The following is an 18,592-nucleotide window of genomic DNA, read 5'->3' on the forward strand; positions in this document are numbered from 1 at the left end:
CCTTCCTCCAGCGCGGCTTTGTGTGCTTGCCGCGTGCGGCTAACGCCGCGATCTGAAACCCTACGGTCAGAACTTGGAACCGGCAGCACGGGCCATTCGTTTTGCTCATGATGCGTTCATCCTGATGATGCGATGGTGGTGCCGGGAGCGAGAGCGAGCTTCACGGCCGGAGCGGATCGGCCTTCGGCTCGCACGCACAGGAGGTTGTGATGGCAACCAGGTCCAATCTTTCGAAGGCCGAACTCGCGCGCGGCGTTGCTGGCGCTGCGTCAGCGCTGGTGCTGAGCGCGCTCGTCCTGTTCGTCGCCGCACATCATCTGAGCGGCGGGTAGGCCGGGCGGCGGGTCCGCCGGGCCAAGCCCAGTCCAAGTCCATATCAGAGCAGAAAGGTCCCGATCAGGAGGCCGGCCGCAAATGCCCAAAGCCCGAGGGTGCAGGCCGATATGACCCGGACGAGATTACGCAGATCCACGTCCTGCCAGCTGCTGTGGGATCGATAGGTCAATGCAGGCACCCCCTGCGACGGTCGCCCTTGCTCTCCGCCGGGGAACCCTGTTCCCCATAGATGCCCAAATGAAGGCAACGGCCGGTTGTGCCAATCACGCGTTTGCGATCCGTAGGCGCCGATTGGCAGCCTTCCTCGCCAGCCGGGACCGAGCCTGAGCCCCTCAGGCCGCGAAGGCCGAACCGCCGCCTTGCACGATGTCGCTGAGATATTTCGCCGGCGGCTTGCCGAGCGCCTTCTTGAACATGGTGATGAACGCGGTGACGGATTCATAACCGAGCGCAGTCGAGACCTGCTGAACGCTCGCGCCGGCCGACAGATCGCGCAGCGCGACGATCAAATGCAGCTGCTGGCGCCAGCGGCCGAACGTCAGGCCGGTTTCGCTCAGGACGAGACGCGCGAGACTGCTTTCGCTCATGGCCATACGGCCGGCCCATTCGGCCATTGTGCTTCGATCGGACGGATCGTTCGCGAGATCAGCCGCGATCCGTTGCAGGCGCGGTTCGGGCGAGATCGGCAAATGCAGCTGCTGGACCGGCATGCGCGGCAATTCGTTCAGCAGCAATTGCGCGATCAGCGTCGCCTCGCCGGCATCGTGCTGCTTGCGATCCGACAGCGCGACAATGAGCTCGCGGAGCAGCGGCGAGATCGACAGCGTGCAGCAGCGGTCGGGCAGGTCGGCGGCACCGGGCTCGATGAAGACGAAGAAGATCCGCGCATTGGCGGTTGCCATATTGGTGTGGCGCGTGCCGCCCGGGAGCCAGACGCCGCAATGCGGCGGTACCATCCAGAGTCCGTTCGGAACGCGGCACATCACGCCACCGCCGAGCGCAAACACCAGCTGTCCCTTGCGGTGCGCGTGCTCGGCCGCCTCGACCCTGTTCTCGGTGACGTCAAGGCGAACGGCGAGGGCCGGGGCCGCGACGTCATCCGGATCGAGATCCGGCCAAGGATAGCGAAGCTCAAAACCCATGGCGAAGCTGTAAATCCTTCGGGTGACTGAATTTAGCGATCAATAGAGCAGATATATAAATTCTTCCAGCAGCCAGGTCGATAGTTTCCGCGCGTGCAGATAGCCGGGAGCATGCGATGACGATGATTGCGCCGATGCGGAATCTAGGCGGGCAGGGGCTCCTGGTCGCAGGCATCCTGTTGATCGCCTCGGCGCTCCGTGCGCCCATCACCGGCGTGGCGCCGATGCTCGGCATGATCCGCGAAAGCAGCGGGGTCACCGCGGCGGAGGCGGGGGTCCTGACGACGCTGCCCTTGCTTGCGTTCGCTGCGATCTCACCGGTTGCTGCCATCCTCGGGCGCAGGTGCGGCATGGAGCGGTCGCTGTTCGGCGCGCTGCTGGTTATCGCGGCCGGGATCGCGCTGCGCTCGTCCGGCCCGGTCTGGGCGCTGTTCGCCGGCACTGCGACCATCGGTGCCGGGATCGCTGTCGCAAATGTCCTGCTGCCGAGCCTGCTCAAGCGGGACTTCCCGACCCGCATCGCCAGCCTGACGGGCGCCTACGCGATCACGTCTGCATTGGCCCAGGCGTTCGCATCCGTGGTGGCGATCCCGCTCGCCCTGTTGCCCGGATCGAGCTGGCACCTGTCGCTCGCGAGCACGCTGATCTTCCCGCTGGTGGCGCTGGTGGTCTGGGTTCCGCAACTGGGGATGCACTCGGCTCCGGCGATCGAGCCTGGCTCGCCGTCGCATCGCGGGCGGATCTGGCAGTCGCGGCTCGCCTGGCAGGTCACCGGCTTCCTCGGCCTGACCTCGCTGGTGTTCTACATCATCGTCGGATGGCTGCCCGCCATCCTCGTGCAGGCGGGGTATTCAGCTGCGGCGGCGGGCACGCTGCACGGTGTGGCGCAATTGGCGACGGCGATTCCCGGCGTGATCCTTGGTCCGATGGTCCGGCGCATGAAGGATCAGCGCGGCATCGCGATCGCGGTATCGCTCGCGACCTGCATCTCGCTGCTGGGATTGTGGCAGCTTCCGTCGTTTGCGATGGCGTGGGTCGCGCTGTTCGGCTTCGGAGCGGGAGCTGCCTTCATCCTCGGTCTGACATTCGTCAGCCTGAGGACTGCGCGCAGCCAGCAGGCGGCGGCGCTGTCGGGCATGGCGCAATGCCTCGGCTACACGCTGGCGGCAGCGGGCCCGCCGCTCGCCGGACTTGCTCACGATGCGACCGGAGGCTGGGAGGTCGCGCTCGTTTGTTGCGCCGTCGCGACTGCGCTGATGGCGGTGCTTGGCAACTTCGCGGGCCGCGCGACAACGGTCCAATCCTGCTAGTGGAGGCTGTACGGCACCCGCCGGGCCGCAGATGAATCGGCGGCTTGGGTGCAATTCGCTCAGAAATTCATGCTGAAAGTACGGAACCAGGGGTAGCCGGAAGAGCGGAACGCGCCGAAAGGCGGCAAAGAGCCACAGCAGCTTCTCCTGAAGCCTTCATACATGGTACTGCAATAACGAGAAAAGAGGATTTATCATCTCCTTCTCAACGGCTATACTGGTTGCGGAAATTATTGGATGCAATCTTGCCGCAGTTTCACATGGTCTCAATTGCCCTTGCAGCTGGATTTGTTGTGCTGCTCGCAATTTGCGTGCGGGTGGCCTACCGCGCGGGCTTCCGTGAGGGGCGGGAAGTAGGGCAGACAGAGGGCTTTCAATTCTGCCAGTGGGGCATCGGTTCCGCCAAAAAAAGCCAGTAAATGTGACGCCGAGACTTTCTTTCAATGTGCTTGTGCTGATTGGTTCTGCAGCATTTGTGCTCGCGTCGAGTGCGCTTCTTTACGCACTTCCACCCAGCCGGATCGATAGGCATCTTATCCGCGGCAGCTTTCGTCCTTACGAAGGCTTCGCGTATCTGAAACCCGTCAAGTACATCGACGGTGACCTCAGCGGTGCTCGGCTGTACGAGGACGACAAGCTCCTCGGACCGGCTGAAAGCGATCTACGGGAGATCGAGACAAAGGGTGATGGCCGGTTTTCGCTTCGGCGACACGCTTGGGAAGTTCATGGCGCGGTCCTGATGTTCTCGACAAGCGACAACACCGACCCGAACACCAACGGCAGGAAGTATCACCTCAGATGACGATCGGCGCCATGCGACGATCGAATCGAGACCCGCGCGGGTCACATGAAACCCGGATTGCGGGGCAGGTACTGGGCCCAATTGCCGAATTCTCGCGACGACATCAGCAGCATGGGACATTTGATCCGCATTCCGTGCGTCATCGCGGTATCAAGCGCCGCCTTGCTCGCACCAGGCAGGAATGCCGATATCCGTGACGCGCCGCTCCCGGCCGCCAGGTACAGCGCCGTTCTCAAGGCGGGACCTACCGCGTGCGGCTCCATCACTGCGAGCGGTCCGATATGACCACCGGCGTCCACGTAGACGTAGCCGATCCAGCCGTTTCCATCGTGGAGATCGAACCCGGTCGCCGCGCCGTCATCGATCAGATAGCGATGATGCTTTTCGCGCGAGACACCAAGGATCCGCTGGTCTGCCTGCGCGAGGCGGCGCAGGGTCGAGGCCTCCGGCTTGAGCGGTGTGACGTCGTATTGGGGACCGTGCAAATGACCGATCAACTGGTCGCGCGATGCACTGACACTGTAGATAGGGAATCGTGGAAGCAGTCCGTGACGGATGTAGAGCCCCTGCGATACCGTGTTGAAGCTGAAGGTGATGAGCACCCTGTTGGACGCGCCCGATTTCCCGGCGTGCTCGATCGTCCGCTTGATCAGTTCGTTGCCGATACTCCGCCCCTGCTGATCGGGCGACACGAACAGCTGCGCCAGAAACCACATGTCGCCGCAGACCCAGCTCCAGGCGAAGCCGAGGATCCGCTCGTTCTCCTCCGCCACCCAAAGACCATCGGGATCGTCCCTCATGGAAAACAATTGGAAATTGGGTGGAGACGAAACCGCCATCGGGCCGAAGCCGTGCCGTTCCGTGAGATCATTGATGCTGGAGACGACGAGGGCATCGGCGAATTCCAGATCCTGTGGGCGTGCCGGCCGGCAAACCACTGACATGAGCTGCTCCGTTGGTGGCCGGATAATGGTCAAAACCTCGCCGTGCCGGGATCGAGCCCAAGCGCGAGCCGGCCGGCGGTGACGTAATTGTTCGGACTCATTGCGACATGCTTCGCGGCGGCGCGCACATCGCCGACCGCACGCTCCAGGGCGCAGGCCTCGAAGATGGCGATGGCGCCCGCGCTGGCGGCCAGCATCTCGGTGACGGACGTCGCAGTCTCCGCCGCATGTGCGTTGGCGATCCGGATATCCGCGCGTGCCTCCACCAGCCGTCGGCCGCCCGTGTCGGTTGCGGCCATCAGTTCGGTCATGGCATCGGTCAGAAGCGCACGGGCGGCGCGAAGCATCGCTCTGGTCCGCCCGACCGTCGCCTGAACGATTTCGCGATCGCGGAGCGCAGCTCGGTTTTCGGAGCGGCCTTTGGCGAGCTCCGCGAACGAGGTCACGGCGCCGGACGCGATGCCGAGCGGCACCCCGCAGATGCTCCACGCGAACACAGATGACGGCGGCATGCGATAGAGCAGTCCGGGCTGGGTCGGTTGCAGCCCGAGAAAGGGATGGGCGTGAGCGGCCGGCACGAAGATATCCCGCGCCTCGAAATCGCAACTGCCGGTGCCGCGCAGTCCGGAAACATGCCAGTTGTCGAGGACGGTGACATCCGCCCGCCCGAGATAGCAGCAGAGAAGCGGCGAAGCCGGATCGTCGGGCCTGACGCTGGCCAGCGCCATGAAGCGTGTCGCGTGATGCGCGCCGCTGCCGAACGGCCAGCGCCCGGAAAGCCGATAGCCGCCTGCGACGGCGGTCGCCGTGCCGACCGCGCCGGTTGCGCTTGCGACAAAGGCGCGCGGGTCGGCATACCACTCACGTGCGACGGCCTCATCGAGGTAGCCGCCGATCCGGCTCATGCCGGCGCCATTGCCGACGAGCCAGCCGACGGAGCCATCGAGCGCCGAGGCGGCTTCGACGACGCGCATGAAAGCGAAGGGAGACAGTTCGGGTCCGCCGAGCGCTTGCGGCAGCCACAGGCGGAATAGGCCGGCGTCCGCCAGCCCGGCGAAAACCGTGTCTGGCAACCGCCGTCCGCTGTCGAACGCGTTGCGCTGCGCAGCGATGAGCGGGGCCAGCGCCTGGACGGCCTCGAGCATGCGGCAGACGTGGGCGGGGTCGCCGGCATTCACTTCCGGACCTGGAGCGGCCGTCGGACCGTCCGCTTTCGCCGCATGGCCTGGATCGCGCATCGGGTTCTCCTCGATGTTCAGCTCCGCTGCAGCCTGATCGTCCGCTTCCCCGAGGTCCTGAATCCGTTCCGAAAAAGTTGCAAAAAATGTAATCTCCGGAGCCATGACGACGATCCACGAATTCGGTCCGTTCCGCCTCGACACCAGGGCCGAGATGCTATTCCGGGAGTCCGAACCGGTCGCGCTCGGACAGCGCGCGGTGGTGCTGCTTCGGCTGCTTGTCGAGCGAGCCGGATCGCTGGTTTCCAAGGATGCGCTGATGGACGCGGCCTGGCCGGGGCTTGCGATCGAGGAGAGCAACCTGACCGTGCAGATCGCCGCCTTGCGCAAGGCATTTGCCGACATCGACGGAGGCGCAACCTGGATCGAGACGCTGCCGCGTCGCGGCTATCGCTACGTTGGTCCCCCGGTTGCGACCGTACCCGGGCCGAGCTCTCCTTTCTCACCGGCGCCGGCGCTGTCGCTCGCGGTGCTTCCATTGTCGAATCTGAGTGGCGATCCCGCGCAGGAATATTTTTCCGACGGGATCACAGGAGACATCATCGCCGAGCTGTCGCGGTTCAGGTCACTGTTCGTCGTCGCCCGCCACTCCAGCTTCGCCTACAAGGGCAAGACGCCCGAGATCAAACGGGTCGGCCGCGAGCTCGGCGTCCGCTACGTGGCCGAAGGGAGTGTACGCAAGATCGGCAGCCATGTGCGAGTGACCATTCAGCTGCTCGATGCTGCGAGCGGTTACAATCTCTGGACCGAGCGCTACGACCGCGATCTCGATGACATCTTTGCGCTGCAGGACGAGATTGTACGGGCGATCGTCGCGGCGCTGCCGGGCCGGATGGAGGATGCCGGCCGGGAAGTCGCCAGACGCAAGCCGACCTCCAGCATTACCGCCTATGATCTGGTCTTGCTTGGAAACGAGCGATGGCGTCAACTGACCGTGAATGCCATGGCGCAGGCCAGGGACTATTTTCGAAGCGCCGTCGCGCTTGACCCGCAATATGCCCGCGCCCACGTCAACATTGCCTGGACCATCGTCTGTGACGTGTTTCTCGAAGCACCCACCACAGCGACTCTGGACGAGGCGCGGAACGAGATCGAGAACGCGCTCGATATCGAGGACGGCGACGCCTGGTCTCATGGCGTCTTCGCTCAGTTGCTGTTCCTGCTGAAAGATGACGCCAAGGCCGAAATCCATTTCAGCCGCGCGCTCGCGCTCAATCCAAATGATGCCGACGTCGCCGCCGTTTTCGCCAACATCCTCGTCTACTGGGGACGGTGGCGCGAGGCGCTGATGTGGATCGGGACAGCCAAGCGGCTCAATCCGTTTCCACCCAACCTGTATCACTGGTATCACGCGCTTGCCCTCTATTCAGGGCGCGAGTACGAGCAAGCGGTCAAGGCGGTGATGGAGGCGCGGTCGTTCGACAGGTGGTCGCACGGCCTCCTTGCAGCCTGCTATGCGCAGATGGACCGACTTGGCGAGGCGCGGGCCGAGGCTGACGCGTTCGTCAGTCAACGGTGTCGTGAACTGAATGCGATTGGCAATACCGCGCCCGCGAGAACTCTCGACCTGGCCCAGGCCAGAGCCGAACGGTACCGCAATCCCTCCGACCGCGAGCATTTCCTCGATGGATTGCGCAAGGCGGGTTTCACCGGTTGACGTTCACAGCCGCTTGTTTCTCGAACCGGCGAGTTCACCTGTGCCGTGTCCGGATGCCGTCACGTCGTGCGTATCATGCCCAGTTCCTTCGACCGCTGGAGAAGAGCCGGCCGGTAGGGCGGCGAGGGATCGTCGTCGTCATCGTCAGGGATGGCGCAATAGCCGAACTCCTGCTGGAGGCGATGGATCTCCATGACGCGATCGTTCAACCGCTGCAGATGCTCGAGCGACCTGGCCTTCCAGTAGCGGAAGGTATCGAAGGTGATCGGCACGAAGGCGGTGCCGAACAGCGTTGGATCGGGCACGATGGTCCGCCCGAGCAACAAATAGCGGTCGTGACCGACGATGACGGGGGTGGCATACGGCCGCCCGTCACTCACCCTGAGGCCCCTCAGCGATAGTCCGCACAGCTTGTTGAACTAGGCTTCCTCGCGCCAGCGCCGGAGATCCTCGAGATCAACCTGCACATTGAGCGTGTCGAGCCCGAAATGCGGCACCATGCCCGCGGTCGCGGGAAACCAGCCGACATCGAGGTGGCCTTGCAGCCAGGCACAGCTGAATGACCGGCACTGCCGGGGACGCTCGTGGTAGATCTCGCATCCGCCGCCCGCCAGGATGTGGTTGCAGACCGTGTTCACCGGTTTGCCGAGGTCGGTGACTTCAAGCACCTTGCAGCAGAGGGTGCATGATCCGCATTGCTTGACCGTCGGGGCCACGGGAAAGCCGAGGGCCCACGAGCCCTGTCGTTCGCGAACGAGCAGCTTCTGCTTCTCCAGCGTGCCCAGCGCGCGCTCGATCTTGAGGCGGGACAATCTGGTGACGCCGATAATATCTTTCGTCGTCGTCGCGCCGCTCTCGACCGCCCGGACTGCAGTTTTCTTGGCCGCCGGTATTCGGTGACGGCAGATCCCGATGTCATCCGGAACGCGCCGCGACCGACGGCTGCGAGATTGCGGAGAGAGCGTATCCGCGAGGGCAGGATGCTGCATCCGACAAGCGCATGGCATCCTTGAGGACAAATGGTCGTGATCGACGCCTGCGTGCGGCGACCTCGGGTAAGCGCCGCATCTGGGTCGGGCAGAGATGTGTTGCCACGGCATTTTGTGCTTTCGTTCCGAAATATGCCGGGCCTGCAATTTGGTCGCAGGTCTGGTGTTGATCCTCATCAAGTTCGAGGGCGCTGAGTCGTTTAGGCTTACTTTTCGAAAGGTGAGCCGTGATGCGCGTGCGAGATGATTACAGTCCACTTGCCAAGGCACTGCACTGGGTAACAGTGCTTTTCGTGGTCGCTGCCTGGGCCTTGGGTATTTTCAACGACGAAGTGACGCAGCCGCTGGGCTTGCTCACTCATATCTGGGTCGGTCTTAGCATTCTGGTGCTCGCAGCAGCGCGAATTCCATGGCGGATTGCCAACCCACCGCCCAAAGTCGTTTCCACCGAGTTTGGCAGGTGGTTGATCGAGTGGACGGACCCGGTGTCCCGGGTGATGCACTACGTGCTCTACGGATTGTTGCTGGCCGTCCCATTCTTCGGTATTGCGTTGCAGTTTGCAAATGGCCACTCGCTGCCGCTTTTTGGGCTTGGTGAAATAGCTTCACCATGGCCCGCTGATAAAGCGCTCGCTCATAACCTCAAGGAGGTTCACGAAGTCCTGGCCAATCTTCTGGTGATCCTCGCAACGGTCCATATGACTGCTGCGCTTGTGCATCACGTTGTATTTGGCGACAACACTCTGAAACGAATGCTGCCGGCTTTTAGCAAGCGGACGGAGCGAGGCGCGCAATGAGTATTATCCTTCGCATCCTCTTCGTGGTCGCTGGAGGTATCGTCGCCTTGTTCGTTGCACGTGACAGTCTGCACTTCGACTTGATCCAGACTTGGGTATCTATTGTGCTGATGGCCGTGGTGGCAGCTATTGCGGGCTTTTGGGCACGACGGCGCAAGGCGTGAGTGCGCAAGCTGCACGGACCGGGCTGAGCCGGGCCGAGGCCGCAGCCCGGTTGCTCAAAGAGGGCCACAACGAGCTGCCTCGAGCCCTGCACCGCACGCCGCTTCGAATCCTGATGGAGGTGTTGCGAGAGCCGATGCTCGCACTTCTGCTTTGCGGCGGGCTGATCTACCTCTTGCTTGGCGGTCTCCAGGAAGCGCTACTGCTCCTTGTATTTGGTGCAATGTCCACGCTCATCACCGTCGTGCAGGAGACGCGAACCGAGCGTGTGCTGGAGGCCCTGCGTGACCTGACCAGCCCCCGCGCCCTCGTCATTCGCGACGGCGAACGTCTGCGTATCGCCGGCCGAGAGGTGGCACGGGGTGATCTCGTTCTGCTCGCCGAGGGTGATCGAGTTCCAGCCGACGCGACGCTCGTCGAAAGCCGGGATCTCCAGGTGGACGAGTCGCTGCTCACCGGTGAGTCGGTGCCTGTACGCAAACAGGTGGCCGGAACGCCGGCAGAGGACCACCGGCCGGGCGGCGACGATCAGCCATTCGTCTATTCGGGGTCGCTGGTGGTGCGAGGCGAAGGCGTTGCGGTGGTGACTGCCACAGGACCTCGGAGCGAGATCGGCAAGATTGGACAATCGCTGCAGGGCTTGCAACTGGAGCCGCCGCGCCTGAAGCAGCAGACGGCGCGTTTGGTGAAACTTTGCGCCATTGGCGGTGCGGCGATCAGCCTTGCTGCGGTCGTGCTTTACGGGACGTTGCGCGGCGAATGGTTGCAGGCCGTCCTGGCGGGCATCGCTATCGGTATGTCGATGCTTCCGGAGGAGTTTCCTGTCGTACTTACCGTGTTCATCGCCATGGGCGCGTGGCGAATTTCAAGGGCCCGCGTGCTGACTCGGCGCGCAGCCGCAATTGAAACGTTGGGCTCTGCCACTGTTCTGTGCACGGACAAGACCGGTACTCTGACGCAAAATCAGATGTCGGTCGTCGAACTTCGGCTTGCGAATGGAGCCTGCCTGCGTATTTCGTCGCTAGAGCCGGGTCATATCGAACGGCATTTTGTCGACCTGGCACGATGCGCTGCGCTGGCGAGTTCGCCGGAGCCATTCGATCCCATGGAAAAGGCCTTTCATAGCTTTGCCCGCGAAAGGCTGAAGGAGGGCGGGGCGGATGTCCGACGCGAGCTGATACGCAGCTACGGACTGCGGCCGGAGCTACTGGCCATGACGCAAGTCTGGAGTGATGCGGCGTCGGGAAATCTAGCTGCAGCCAAGGGCGCGCCGGAAGCGATCGCCCGTCTGTGCAGGATGTCGGATGCGGATCAGATATCCATGCGCGAGGACGTCGATGTCATGGCCAGGAATGGCCTGCGGGTGCTGGCGATTGCCACTGCCGAGCATGGCGGAGAGGCGCTTCCTTCAACTCAGGAGGGCTTCGCTTTTCGATTCCTCGGTTTGATCGGGCTTGCCGATCCCATCCGCAAGAGCGTGCCGGCCGCTGTGCGCGAATGCCGCTCGGCCGGAATTCGTGTCACCATGATCACGGGTGATTATCCCGCCACGGCATTGGCTATCGCAAGCGAAGCGGGGCTGGAGCCGTCCAGCGTTGTGACGGGCGCACAGATCGTCGCCATGGACGACGCGGAGCTGAGCAAGTTTGCGAAGAGTGTGAACGTATTCGCGCGGATCACGCCGGATCAGAAGCTCCGCATTGTTCAGGCAATGAAGGCGGATGGCGAGGTCGTCGCGATGACGGGCGACGGCGTGAACGATGCGCCGTCGCTGGAGGCTGCCCACATCGGTATCGCCATGGGCGGGCGCGGAACCGATGTGGCGCGCGAGGCGTCGTCGATCGTGCTGCTCGATGACGATTTTGGATCGATCGTCTCGGCTATTCGCCTCGGCCGGCGCATCTATGACAATCTGCGCAAGGCGATGACGTTCATCTTTGCGGTGCACGTGCCGATCGCTGGGCTTGCGCTGTTTCCCCTCGTATTCGGATTGCCCTTGATCTTCAGTCCCGTGCACATCGCGTTTCTGGAGATGATCATCGATCCTGTCTGCTCGCTTGTGTTTGAAGCAGAGCAGGAGGAGCGTGATGTCATGAGCCGTCCGCCGAGGCGGGCCGATGCTGCGCTCTTCACACGGGCTTTGATCGGCTGGAGCGTTCTGCAGGGCGTGATGGCATTCGTTCTGGTGGCACTGACCTTCGCATTTGCGCTTCGCGGCGGCATGCCTCCGGACGAGGCCCGGGCACTCGCGTTCTTCTCCCTGGTTTTGTGCATCGTTGGTCTCGTACTCGTCAACCGGTCGTTCAGCGCTTCGTTCGCTTCGGCCGTGTTCCGCCCGAATGCCGTGCTCCTCTGGATATTGTTGGCTGTTGTGGCCATTCTCGCAACTTCGCTGCTATGGGCGCCGGCGTCGGCTCTCTTCCGTTTCGGGCCCCTGCATCTGGACGACCTGACCGTCACGCTGGGCGCGGGATTGACGCTGCTGGTTCTGCTCGAACTGCTGAAGCCGATCTGGACCACGCGCCTTCGTTCCTAGCGCCCGACGGGCAACTCAGCAAAAATCTGTCAATCCCCTTGTATGAAATAGTTCGGTTTATCGGAATGAAAGCTCGATGTATGGTCTGCGCGTCTCAGCCGATCGAGGGGCGCGCCGGGGAGAGCACGAAGTAAGCCGTAACCCATCGTGCAGGGAAAGTCGGATTGCTCCGGTTACACCTGTGGTCCTACCTCCCGCGTTTTTTTACTACGCGGGACCCATGGGTGAGATCGGCACCCGGCTTTCCCTGCGCCCTCTGTTGAAGAGGGGGTGAAAACGAGATGAAAAACTCGGACAAATCATGTCGCGAGAATGCCAGTGCATAGCTCACGAACTCGCGCAATCTTCTCAGTGTCGTCGTAGCCAAAGCCAGGACCCATTACCTCGAATCTGATTTGCTGTGCGATGCTTGGGCTGCGATCCGGCTCATCATCAAGTGCGGTGGCTATGGGTCCTTGGCATTCGCCTGGACGACGATCGGGGAGATCGTATGCTCCTGTGTCTGGCACCGTCATGCCGAGGTGCGAGTGGAGCGGGCCCCGAAGCACGGCGGCACGACTCTGGCCGTGCATCCTTCGGGACACGCTACGCGCTCCTCGGGATGACGGATCTGAACGCTTCGCCGGGACGACAGTATGCTTGTGGCATCAGCCCGCCATCGCCCGAAAAATTCGCGATTGCCGGTTGCCTCTTCTTCAGGCAATGACGACCTGCAATGAACAAGAGCTTCGAGGAAACTGCCGCTCGTCTGGCCCCGGCGATTTTTGTCGTGCTGTGGAGCACGGGATTCATCGGCACCAAATACGTCATCAACAACGCGGAGCCGCTGACCTATCTGGCGATCCGGATGGCGTTCGTGGTGGTGGTGATGGCGGTCATCGCCGCTGTTGTACGGCCGAAATGGCCGGACCGGACAGGTGTTTTCCACAGTGCGATCGCCGGCATCCTGGTGCACGGCTTCTATCTCGGCGGCACCGCGATTGCGATCGCGCATTCGATTCCCGCGGGCCTGTCGGCGTTGATCCCGGGCCTGCAGCCAATCCTGACCTCGACCATCGCCAACCGCTGGTTAGGGGAGCGCGTCACGCCGCTGCAGTGGGGCGGGCTCGTGCTCGGCCTCGCCGGCGTCGTGCTGATCCTGCATAATCGGCCGATGACGGGTGACGCGGGGTGGGGCTGGCTTGCTTCAGGCGTCTCGCTGATCAGCATCACGCTCGGCACGCTGTACCAGCGCCGTTACTGCAACCAGATCGACTGGCGCGCCGGCAATCTCGTGCAGTACGTCGCGGTGACGATCTTCTTCGGCATCGGCGCGTGGCTGTTCGAGACCAACATCGTGCATTGGACCCGCGAGTTCGTGCTGGCGATCGCCTGGCTGGTGTTCGCGCTGTCGATCGGCTCGATTGGGCTATTGTACTGGTTGATCCGTCATCATGCCGCGACCTCGGTCGCGAGCCTGTTCTATCTGGTGCCGGCGGTGACCGCGCTGATGGCCTATGTGCTGTTCGGCGAGCGGCTCGATTATGTCGCGATGGCCGGCATGGCGGCCTGCGCCGCCGCGGTGCTGGTGGTCAACCGCCGCAGCTAATCCTTGCCACGGATTTTTGCGTAGGCCGCGAGCGCGCGTTCACGGCCCTGCTTATGATCGACAATCGGCGCCGGGTAGGTCTCGCCGAGTTCGATGCCGGCGCTCGCAAGTTCGATCGGCGTCGCAGTCCAAGGCTGGTGGATCAGGTCGTTGGGGAGCTGCGCAAGCTCCGGCACCCAGCGCCTGACATAGGCGCCGTCCGGGTCGAACTTCTCGCCCTGCAGGATCGGGTTGAACACGCGGAAATAGGGCGCGGCATCGGCGCCGGAGCCGGCGACCCATTGCCAGTTCGCCGGGTTGGAGCCGGCATCGGCGTCAACCAGTGTGTCCCAGAACCATTGTTCGCCGGAGCGCCAGTCGATCAGGAGATGCTTCACCAGGAACGAGGCGACCACCATGCGTACCCGGTTGTGCATCACGCCGCTGTGCCAGAGCTCGCGCATCCCTGCATCGACGATCGGATAGCCGGTCAGGCCGTGCTGCCACGCCTTCAGCGCTCGGGCGTCGCTCTTCCACGGAAACGCGTCGAACTGCTCCTGCAGGTTCCGATCCGCCATATCGGGCACGTCGAACAGCAGGTGGCGGCAGAACTCGCGCCAGCCGAGCTCGCTGAGGAATTTGTCGATGTCGCCGGCAAGCCGCGGGTGCTCGGCGGCGGCGAAGCGGGCGGCATGCCAGACCTGGCGCGGGCTGATCTCGCCGAAGCGCAGATGCGGGGAGAGGCGCGAGGTCGCGTCGCGGTCCGGCCGGTCGCGGTCGCCGGCGTAGCCGTTGATACGCTCGTCGAGAAATGTCTTCAGTCGATCGTGCGCCGCGGCTTCGCCAGGGGTCCAGCTTTCGCGCAGGCCGCCCGCCCAATCCGGTCGCGTCGGTTCGAGATCCCAGCCATCGACGGTTTCGCTCACGACGCCGCTAATGGAGGTGAGCTTCCTCGGTGCCGGCAGCGGCTTTGGCGGATCGCCAAGACCCTGTACGCGCCGCCAGAATGGCGTGAACACGCGCAAGGCCCGATTGTCCTTGTTGCGGATGACCTTTGGGTCGACGAGCAGGTCGCCGGCAAGAATTTGCGAGTCGATGCCGTCAGTTGCGAGCGCAGCTTCGACATCTCTGGCAACGGCTCGATGCGGCGTCTGCGCGATGTCGTTCCAGAACACGGCGCCCACGTGAATGTCGCGGGCCAGCGTGGCGATCACGGAGGCGGCCGGTCCCGTCCGCAGCACCAGCGTTCCGCCGATCGCCTCAAGGCTCTTGCGGAGTGCGCGCAGCGACTGTGCCAGCCACCATCGCGTCGCGCCGCCGAGGGGACGCACCGCCGGCGGCCTCAAAGCGCGACTTTCCTCGTCGCGGACATAGAGACCAACCACGGGCGCGCCGCGGCTGGCCGCTTCATGCAGGGCCGGGTGATCCGACAGCCGCAGATCGTCGCGGAACCAGACGATAACAGGCTGTACGCGGGCCACCCGGACGCTGCGTACCAACAGTTACTTCGGCTGCGGCACGATACGGATGTAGGGCTTCGGTTCTTTCCAGCCCTGCGGATAGATCGTCTTGGCCTCGTCGTTGCTGACCGAGCCCGCGATGATCACGTCCTCGCCCTGCTTCCAGTCGGCAGGGGTGGCGACGCGGTGCGTGGCGGTGAGCTGCAACGAGTCGATGACGCGCAGGATTTCCTGGAAGTTCCGGCCCGTGGTCATCGGGTAGACCAGCACCAGCTTGATCTTCTTGTCGGGGCCGATGATGAAGACGTTGCGCACCGTCTGATTGTCCGCGGGCGTGCGGGTAAGGGGATCGCCCGAGGTCGAGGCCGGCAGCATGTCGTAGAGCTTCGACACGTTGAAATCGGTGTCGCCGATCATCGGGTAGTTCGGCGCGGCACCCTGGGTTTCCTTGATGTCCTCGGACCATTTGGCGTGGCGGTCGACCGGATCGACCGACAGGCCCATCAGTTTGACGCCGCGCTTGTCGAATTCAGGCTTAAGACGGGCGAGCGTGCCGAGCTCGGTGGTGCAGACCGGGGTGAAGTCCTTGGGATGGGAGAACAAAAGCACCCAGCTGCTGCCGATCCAGTCGTGGAACTTGATCTTTCCTTCGGTGGTCTCAGCTTCGAAGTCGGGGGCGACGGCGCCAATCTGAAGTGCCATGATTTTACCTCATCTCTTTGATGTTGCTGCTTAAATTGTATTTGAGGTCGTCTGTTCCAGTATAGGACGGGACAACGCTTAAGTGAACGGCTTCTGAAAAAAGGTGAGACATTTCTCCTTGAGGCTGGAATTCCAAGCAACTTGTTTTGATCCATCCCTCTGCGACGAAATATCAGCTGCGGCACAAAAGCTTGGAAATGCCCAGATAAAGCCGCTTATCGCCGTCATCACGCCGGCCCCGGCTGCTATAGGACTGAACCGCGACAGCGTTTAAAGCGACCAAATAGCAACCATCTAAAAATCTCGGAACCCAAGTTCCGAATCATTAACCACTCGTTTACGCCCGCATGGAAAAGCTGGCCTCAGATAGGAATTGAAAGCTCCCACAATGTCTACCCCAAGTACCAAGACCGCTGAGGCTCTCAGCGGTGCGTTGAATCCATCCTGCCGCAAGACCGCCGCCCATGCGCTGACCATCGTGCGCGACGGCGTGATCACCGGCGAAGGCCCGACCACCAAGGGCCGTATCCATTTCTCCCGGTCACTCGATGCCGATGACGCTGCCTGGTGCGCGCGCATCCTGACGGCGGCCGCGGTCGAGCATCAGCCGGTCAGCCGGGCCGAGATCGAGGCGCTGTTCGCGATCAACGAGGCTGCGGCCGAGCGCAGCGATGCCGGCCGGTTCGATGACCTGCTCGCCAAGGCGATTGCCCATCATGCAGCGTCGGAGTCCGGCCTGCCGGTGCCGCCGCGCACGGTGGCGCTGTCGCCGGATACGAACATCGATCGCTGGGCGCCGACGCAGGGCACCAAGATGGACACCAAGGTCTTGGAATGGATCGCGGGCCGGATGCGCGGTCAGCGCCGCACCGGTCGCGCGCTCGCTGCGATGGTGGCGACGCTGGTCGGCGCGACCGCGCTGCCGCTCGCAGCGCAGCTGCCCAACGTGTTCGACATCGGGATGATGTGATCATTCGGGATGATGCCGCTGCATCATCCCGAACCAACTGCGAGAGCGGCGGGGATCACTTCCCCGCCGTTTTCTGTTTGCCGCCGGTCTCCTCGAGCCCGAGCGTCCGTCCCGGGAACCCGGCGACGTCGAAATAGCGGGTCGAGAGCACGCGCTGGAATTTCAGCACGGTGCGCAGGCCGTTGGCCGACGGCTTCTTCGACATGAGGGTGCCCTCGGCCATCTTCGGCACGATGCCGTTCGGCAGTGCTTCCGACATCACCCGGCCAATCAGCCCGCCATTGTTCGGCGCGCGCAGTCCGAGCAGTTGCGCTGCGGTCATGCCGACGTCGGCGTTGCTGACCGGCAGCGGATCGACATAGCCGGCCTTGAAGTCGGGGCCGATCGCGGCGGTGAAGTTGTAGGTGTCGCCGCGGCTGAAGCTGCCGTGCATGCCCTGGCCCTGGCGCAGCACGGTGTCGGCGATCTGCACCGAGCAGTTGGTCGGGATCTCGCAGCCGCTCGACCAGGAGCGGAAGTTGACCACGATCGACGGGTTCGGCGTCACCGCCTTGCCCTTCAAATTGAGGTTCGACATCGGCAGCGTTCCGGGGAAGGTGCCGAGCTTGTCGTCGACGAACAGGCCGCTGACATAGTCCTGTTCGAGCAGCGCCTTGATGACGCGGTCGGCGAGCTTCTTGTCGCGGTTCGGCAGATAGATCAGGTCGGAGCCGCCATTGGTCGCGATTACGACGTCGGGCTTGGTCGGGTCCTGGCCGAGCACGCCGTTGCCGGCCTTCGGATGGGCGTTGTCGGCGACCTTGGCGTTCTTGTCGTTGGGGTCGAACAGCGGCAGGTTCAGCGCTTTGGCGAGATCGATCGCCACAAAGCCCATCGGCAGGAAATCCTTCGGCGTGTCGGCATAGGCGATCTTGGCCGAGGGGCTGGTTTTGCTCTCCTTCGAGATCGTCGAGAAGCCGTGGTCGGAGGAGACCATGATGTTGGTGTTGGCGGACAGCCCGAGCTCGTCGAGCGCCTTGCGGAGCTGGGCGAGGTTGTTGTCGGCATTCTTGATGCCGGCCATCGAGGTCGGGCCGTTGATGCCGGGGGTGATGGTGTTGAGGCTGTCGCCGGTGTTGTGCTGGCTGCCGTCCGGATCGCGCGACCAGAACACCAGCACGAACGGCTTGTTGCGCGCTTTGAACATCGGCAGCACGACCTTGGTCGCGACATCGGCCATGTAGGCCTGCTGGGCGACGTTGGCGACTGTGGTGCCCGGCGTCTTGGCGTCGCCGGCCTTGGCATTGTCGCCGCGGCTCGGGGTGGCGAGCGGCAGGCCGGCCTTGGTCAGCGCATCCTTCATCTCGTCGGAGAGCGGCACGCCGGTCTTGCCGCCGGTGGAATCGTCGATCACGATCGTGGTCTTGCCGCGATCGGTGTGGTCGAACAGCAGGGTCGGGCCGACCTTGCCAATGGCGGCGGTGCTGAAGCCCTGGCCGCGGGCCATTTTCAGCAGCGTATCCTCGTTGAGGTAGTCGCCATTGAAGTGATCGTCGATATCGGCGAGCACGGCGTCGTTTTCGATGAAGGGCACCACGGTGTCGCCGGCCGGCACCGAGGTGTAGCCGGTATAGATCGTGTTGGAGAAGGTGCCGGTGTCGCCGAGATAGTGGCCGGTCGACAGCGCCGAGCTGTTCGCCATCGTGAAGGTCGGGAACAACGAGTGGGAATTCTTGAAGTTGACACCCTTGTCGCGGATCTCGGCCATTGCGGGCGCCGTCTGCGGCGTCACGATGCCGCCGCGCAGGCCGTCGGGGACGAACAGGATCAGGTTGCGCGGTTTTGCATTTTGCGCGGCAGCGGCGCCGGCTGAAAGCGCGATCATGCTCGCGGACAGTAATGTAACGGCACGGCGCATTTTGTTATTCCCCCTGATGAAGCCCCGCGGCAGCCTGCCGCCGCCTTCGTTTAGTTTTGCCATATGACAGAAATGTTACAGCG

At 63.3% G+C, this 18,592-nt stretch carries 18 protein-coding genes; 10 read left to right on the forward strand and 8 right to left on the reverse strand.

Features of this window, described 5'->3' with window-relative positions; genetic code table 11:
• Positions 1–209: 209 nt before the first annotated feature.
• A complete protein-coding gene (locus CO675_RS41820) occupies positions 210–332 on the forward strand; it encodes a hypothetical protein (RefSeq protein WP_256459054.1) in 123 nt (40 codons plus the stop codon).
• Between the two features lie 336 nt (positions 333–668).
• Here the strand turns inward: CO675_RS41820 and CO675_RS28680 are convergent, their stop codons facing one another.
• The gene (locus tag CO675_RS28680) at positions 669–1,478 is read right to left on the reverse strand and encodes an AraC family transcriptional regulator (protein WP_097675142.1); all 810 of its coding nucleotides are present in this window, start codon (positions 1,476–1,478) and stop codon (positions 669–671) included.
• Between the two features lie 116 nt (positions 1,479–1,594).
• Between CO675_RS28680 and CO675_RS28685 the strand changes: the two genes are divergently transcribed.
• From CO675_RS28685 to CO675_RS28690, 3 genes are all read left to right on the forward strand, one after another.
• Positions 1,595–2,788, forward strand: a complete 1,194-nt coding sequence (locus tag CO675_RS28685) for an MFS transporter (RefSeq protein ID WP_097675143.1) — start codon at positions 1,595–1,597, stop codon at positions 2,786–2,788.
• 245 nt (positions 2,789–3,033) lie between these two features.
• On the forward strand, positions 3,034–3,207 hold the full coding sequence (locus tag CO675_RS40710; protein ID WP_158231326.1) for a hypothetical protein: 174 nt from the start codon (positions 3,034–3,036) through the stop codon (positions 3,205–3,207).
• A 2-nt stretch (positions 3,208–3,209) separates the two neighbouring features.
• Positions 3,210–3,590, forward strand: a complete 381-nt coding sequence (locus CO675_RS28690; protein WP_245452968.1) for a hypothetical protein — start codon at positions 3,210–3,212, stop codon at positions 3,588–3,590.
• A gap of 41 nt (positions 3,591–3,631) precedes the next feature.
• Here the strand turns inward: CO675_RS28690 and CO675_RS28695 are convergent, their stop codons facing one another.
• Both CO675_RS28695 and CO675_RS28700 read right to left on the reverse strand, forming a co-directional pair.
• On the reverse strand, positions 3,632–4,534 hold the full coding sequence (locus CO675_RS28695) for a GNAT family N-acetyltransferase (RefSeq protein WP_097675144.1): 903 nt from the start codon (positions 4,532–4,534) through the stop codon (positions 3,632–3,634).
• A gap of 29 nt (positions 4,535–4,563) precedes the next feature.
• The gene (locus CO675_RS28700; protein WP_097675145.1) at positions 4,564–5,877 is read right to left on the reverse strand and encodes an acyl-CoA dehydrogenase family protein; all 1,314 of its coding nucleotides are present in this window, start codon (positions 5,875–5,877) and stop codon (positions 4,564–4,566) included.
• 49 nt (positions 5,878–5,926) lie between these two features.
• Here CO675_RS28700 and CO675_RS28705 point away from each other — a divergent pair, with 49 nt between their 5' ends.
• The gene (locus CO675_RS28705; RefSeq protein WP_245452973.1) at positions 5,927–7,429 is read left to right on the forward strand and encodes a winged helix-turn-helix domain-containing tetratricopeptide repeat protein; all 1,503 of its coding nucleotides are present in this window, start codon (positions 5,927–5,929) and stop codon (positions 7,427–7,429) included.
• Positions 7,430–7,488: 59 nt separating this feature from the next.
• Here CO675_RS28705 and CO675_RS41890 read toward each other — a convergent pair whose 3' ends face one another.
• Together CO675_RS41890 and CO675_RS41895 are read right to left on the reverse strand one after the other, a co-directional pair.
• Positions 7,489–7,809 carry a hypothetical protein gene (locus tag CO675_RS41890; protein ID WP_349644038.1) on the reverse strand — a complete coding sequence of 107 codons (321 nt, stop codon included), beginning with the start codon at positions 7,807–7,809 and terminating at the stop codon, positions 7,489–7,491.
• Positions 7,810–7,848: 39 nt separating this feature from the next.
• Entirely contained in the window at positions 7,849–8,241 is a 393-nt protein-coding gene (locus CO675_RS41895) for a hypothetical protein (RefSeq protein ID WP_349644039.1), read from the reverse strand.
• A gap of 407 nt (positions 8,242–8,648) precedes the next feature.
• Here CO675_RS41895 and CO675_RS28715 point away from each other — a divergent pair, with 407 nt between their 5' ends.
• From CO675_RS28715 to CO675_RS28725, 4 genes are all read left to right on the forward strand, one after another.
• On the forward strand, positions 8,649–9,215 hold the full coding sequence (locus tag CO675_RS28715) for a cytochrome b (protein ID WP_097675147.1): 567 nt from the start codon (positions 8,649–8,651) through the stop codon (positions 9,213–9,215).
• Positions 9,212–9,379 carry a hypothetical protein gene (locus CO675_RS41135; protein ID WP_198964777.1) on the forward strand — a complete coding sequence of 56 codons (168 nt, stop codon included), beginning with the start codon at positions 9,212–9,214 and terminating at the stop codon, positions 9,377–9,379. Before CO675_RS28715 ends, CO675_RS41135 begins: the two co-directional genes overlap by 4 nt.
• A complete protein-coding gene (locus CO675_RS28720; protein WP_097675148.1) occupies positions 9,376–11,913 on the forward strand; it encodes a cation-translocating P-type ATPase in 2,538 nt (845 codons plus the stop codon). Before CO675_RS41135 ends, CO675_RS28720 begins: the two co-directional genes overlap by 4 nt.
• 715 nt (positions 11,914–12,628) lie before the next feature.
• A complete protein-coding gene (locus CO675_RS28725; protein WP_097675149.1) occupies positions 12,629–13,501 on the forward strand; it encodes a DMT family transporter in 873 nt (290 codons plus the stop codon).
• On the opposite strand, the gene CO675_RS28730 is transcribed toward CO675_RS28725, so the two are convergent.
• Both CO675_RS28730 and CO675_RS28735 read right to left on the reverse strand, forming a co-directional pair.
• Positions 13,498–14,979, reverse strand: a complete 1,482-nt coding sequence (locus CO675_RS28730) for a cryptochrome/photolyase family protein (protein ID WP_245452969.1) — start codon at positions 14,977–14,979, stop codon at positions 13,498–13,500. The two genes, CO675_RS28725 and CO675_RS28730, sit on opposite strands and share 4 nt — an antisense overlap.
• Before the next feature lie 3 nt (positions 14,980–14,982).
• Positions 14,983–15,642 carry a peroxiredoxin gene (locus tag CO675_RS28735; RefSeq protein WP_097675150.1) on the reverse strand — a complete coding sequence of 220 codons (660 nt, stop codon included), beginning with the start codon at positions 15,640–15,642 and terminating at the stop codon, positions 14,983–14,985.
• 388 nt (positions 15,643–16,030) lie between these two features.
• Here CO675_RS28735 and CO675_RS28740 point away from each other — a divergent pair, with 388 nt between their 5' ends.
• On the forward strand, positions 16,031–16,612 hold the full coding sequence (locus CO675_RS28740; protein ID WP_097675151.1) for a hypothetical protein: 582 nt from the start codon (positions 16,031–16,033) through the stop codon (positions 16,610–16,612).
• Positions 16,613–16,667: 55 nt separating this feature from the next.
• Here CO675_RS28740 and CO675_RS28745 read toward each other — a convergent pair whose 3' ends face one another.
• The gene (locus CO675_RS28745) at positions 16,668–18,509 is read right to left on the reverse strand and encodes an alkaline phosphatase family protein (protein WP_097675152.1); all 1,842 of its coding nucleotides are present in this window, start codon (positions 18,507–18,509) and stop codon (positions 16,668–16,670) included.
• Positions 18,510–18,592: the final 83 nt, after the last annotated feature.

The sequence above is a fragment of the Bradyrhizobium sp. C9 genome (assembly GCF_002532045.1).
In the GTDB taxonomy this organism is placed as follows: domain Bacteria; phylum Pseudomonadota; class Alphaproteobacteria; order Rhizobiales; family Xanthobacteraceae; genus Bradyrhizobium.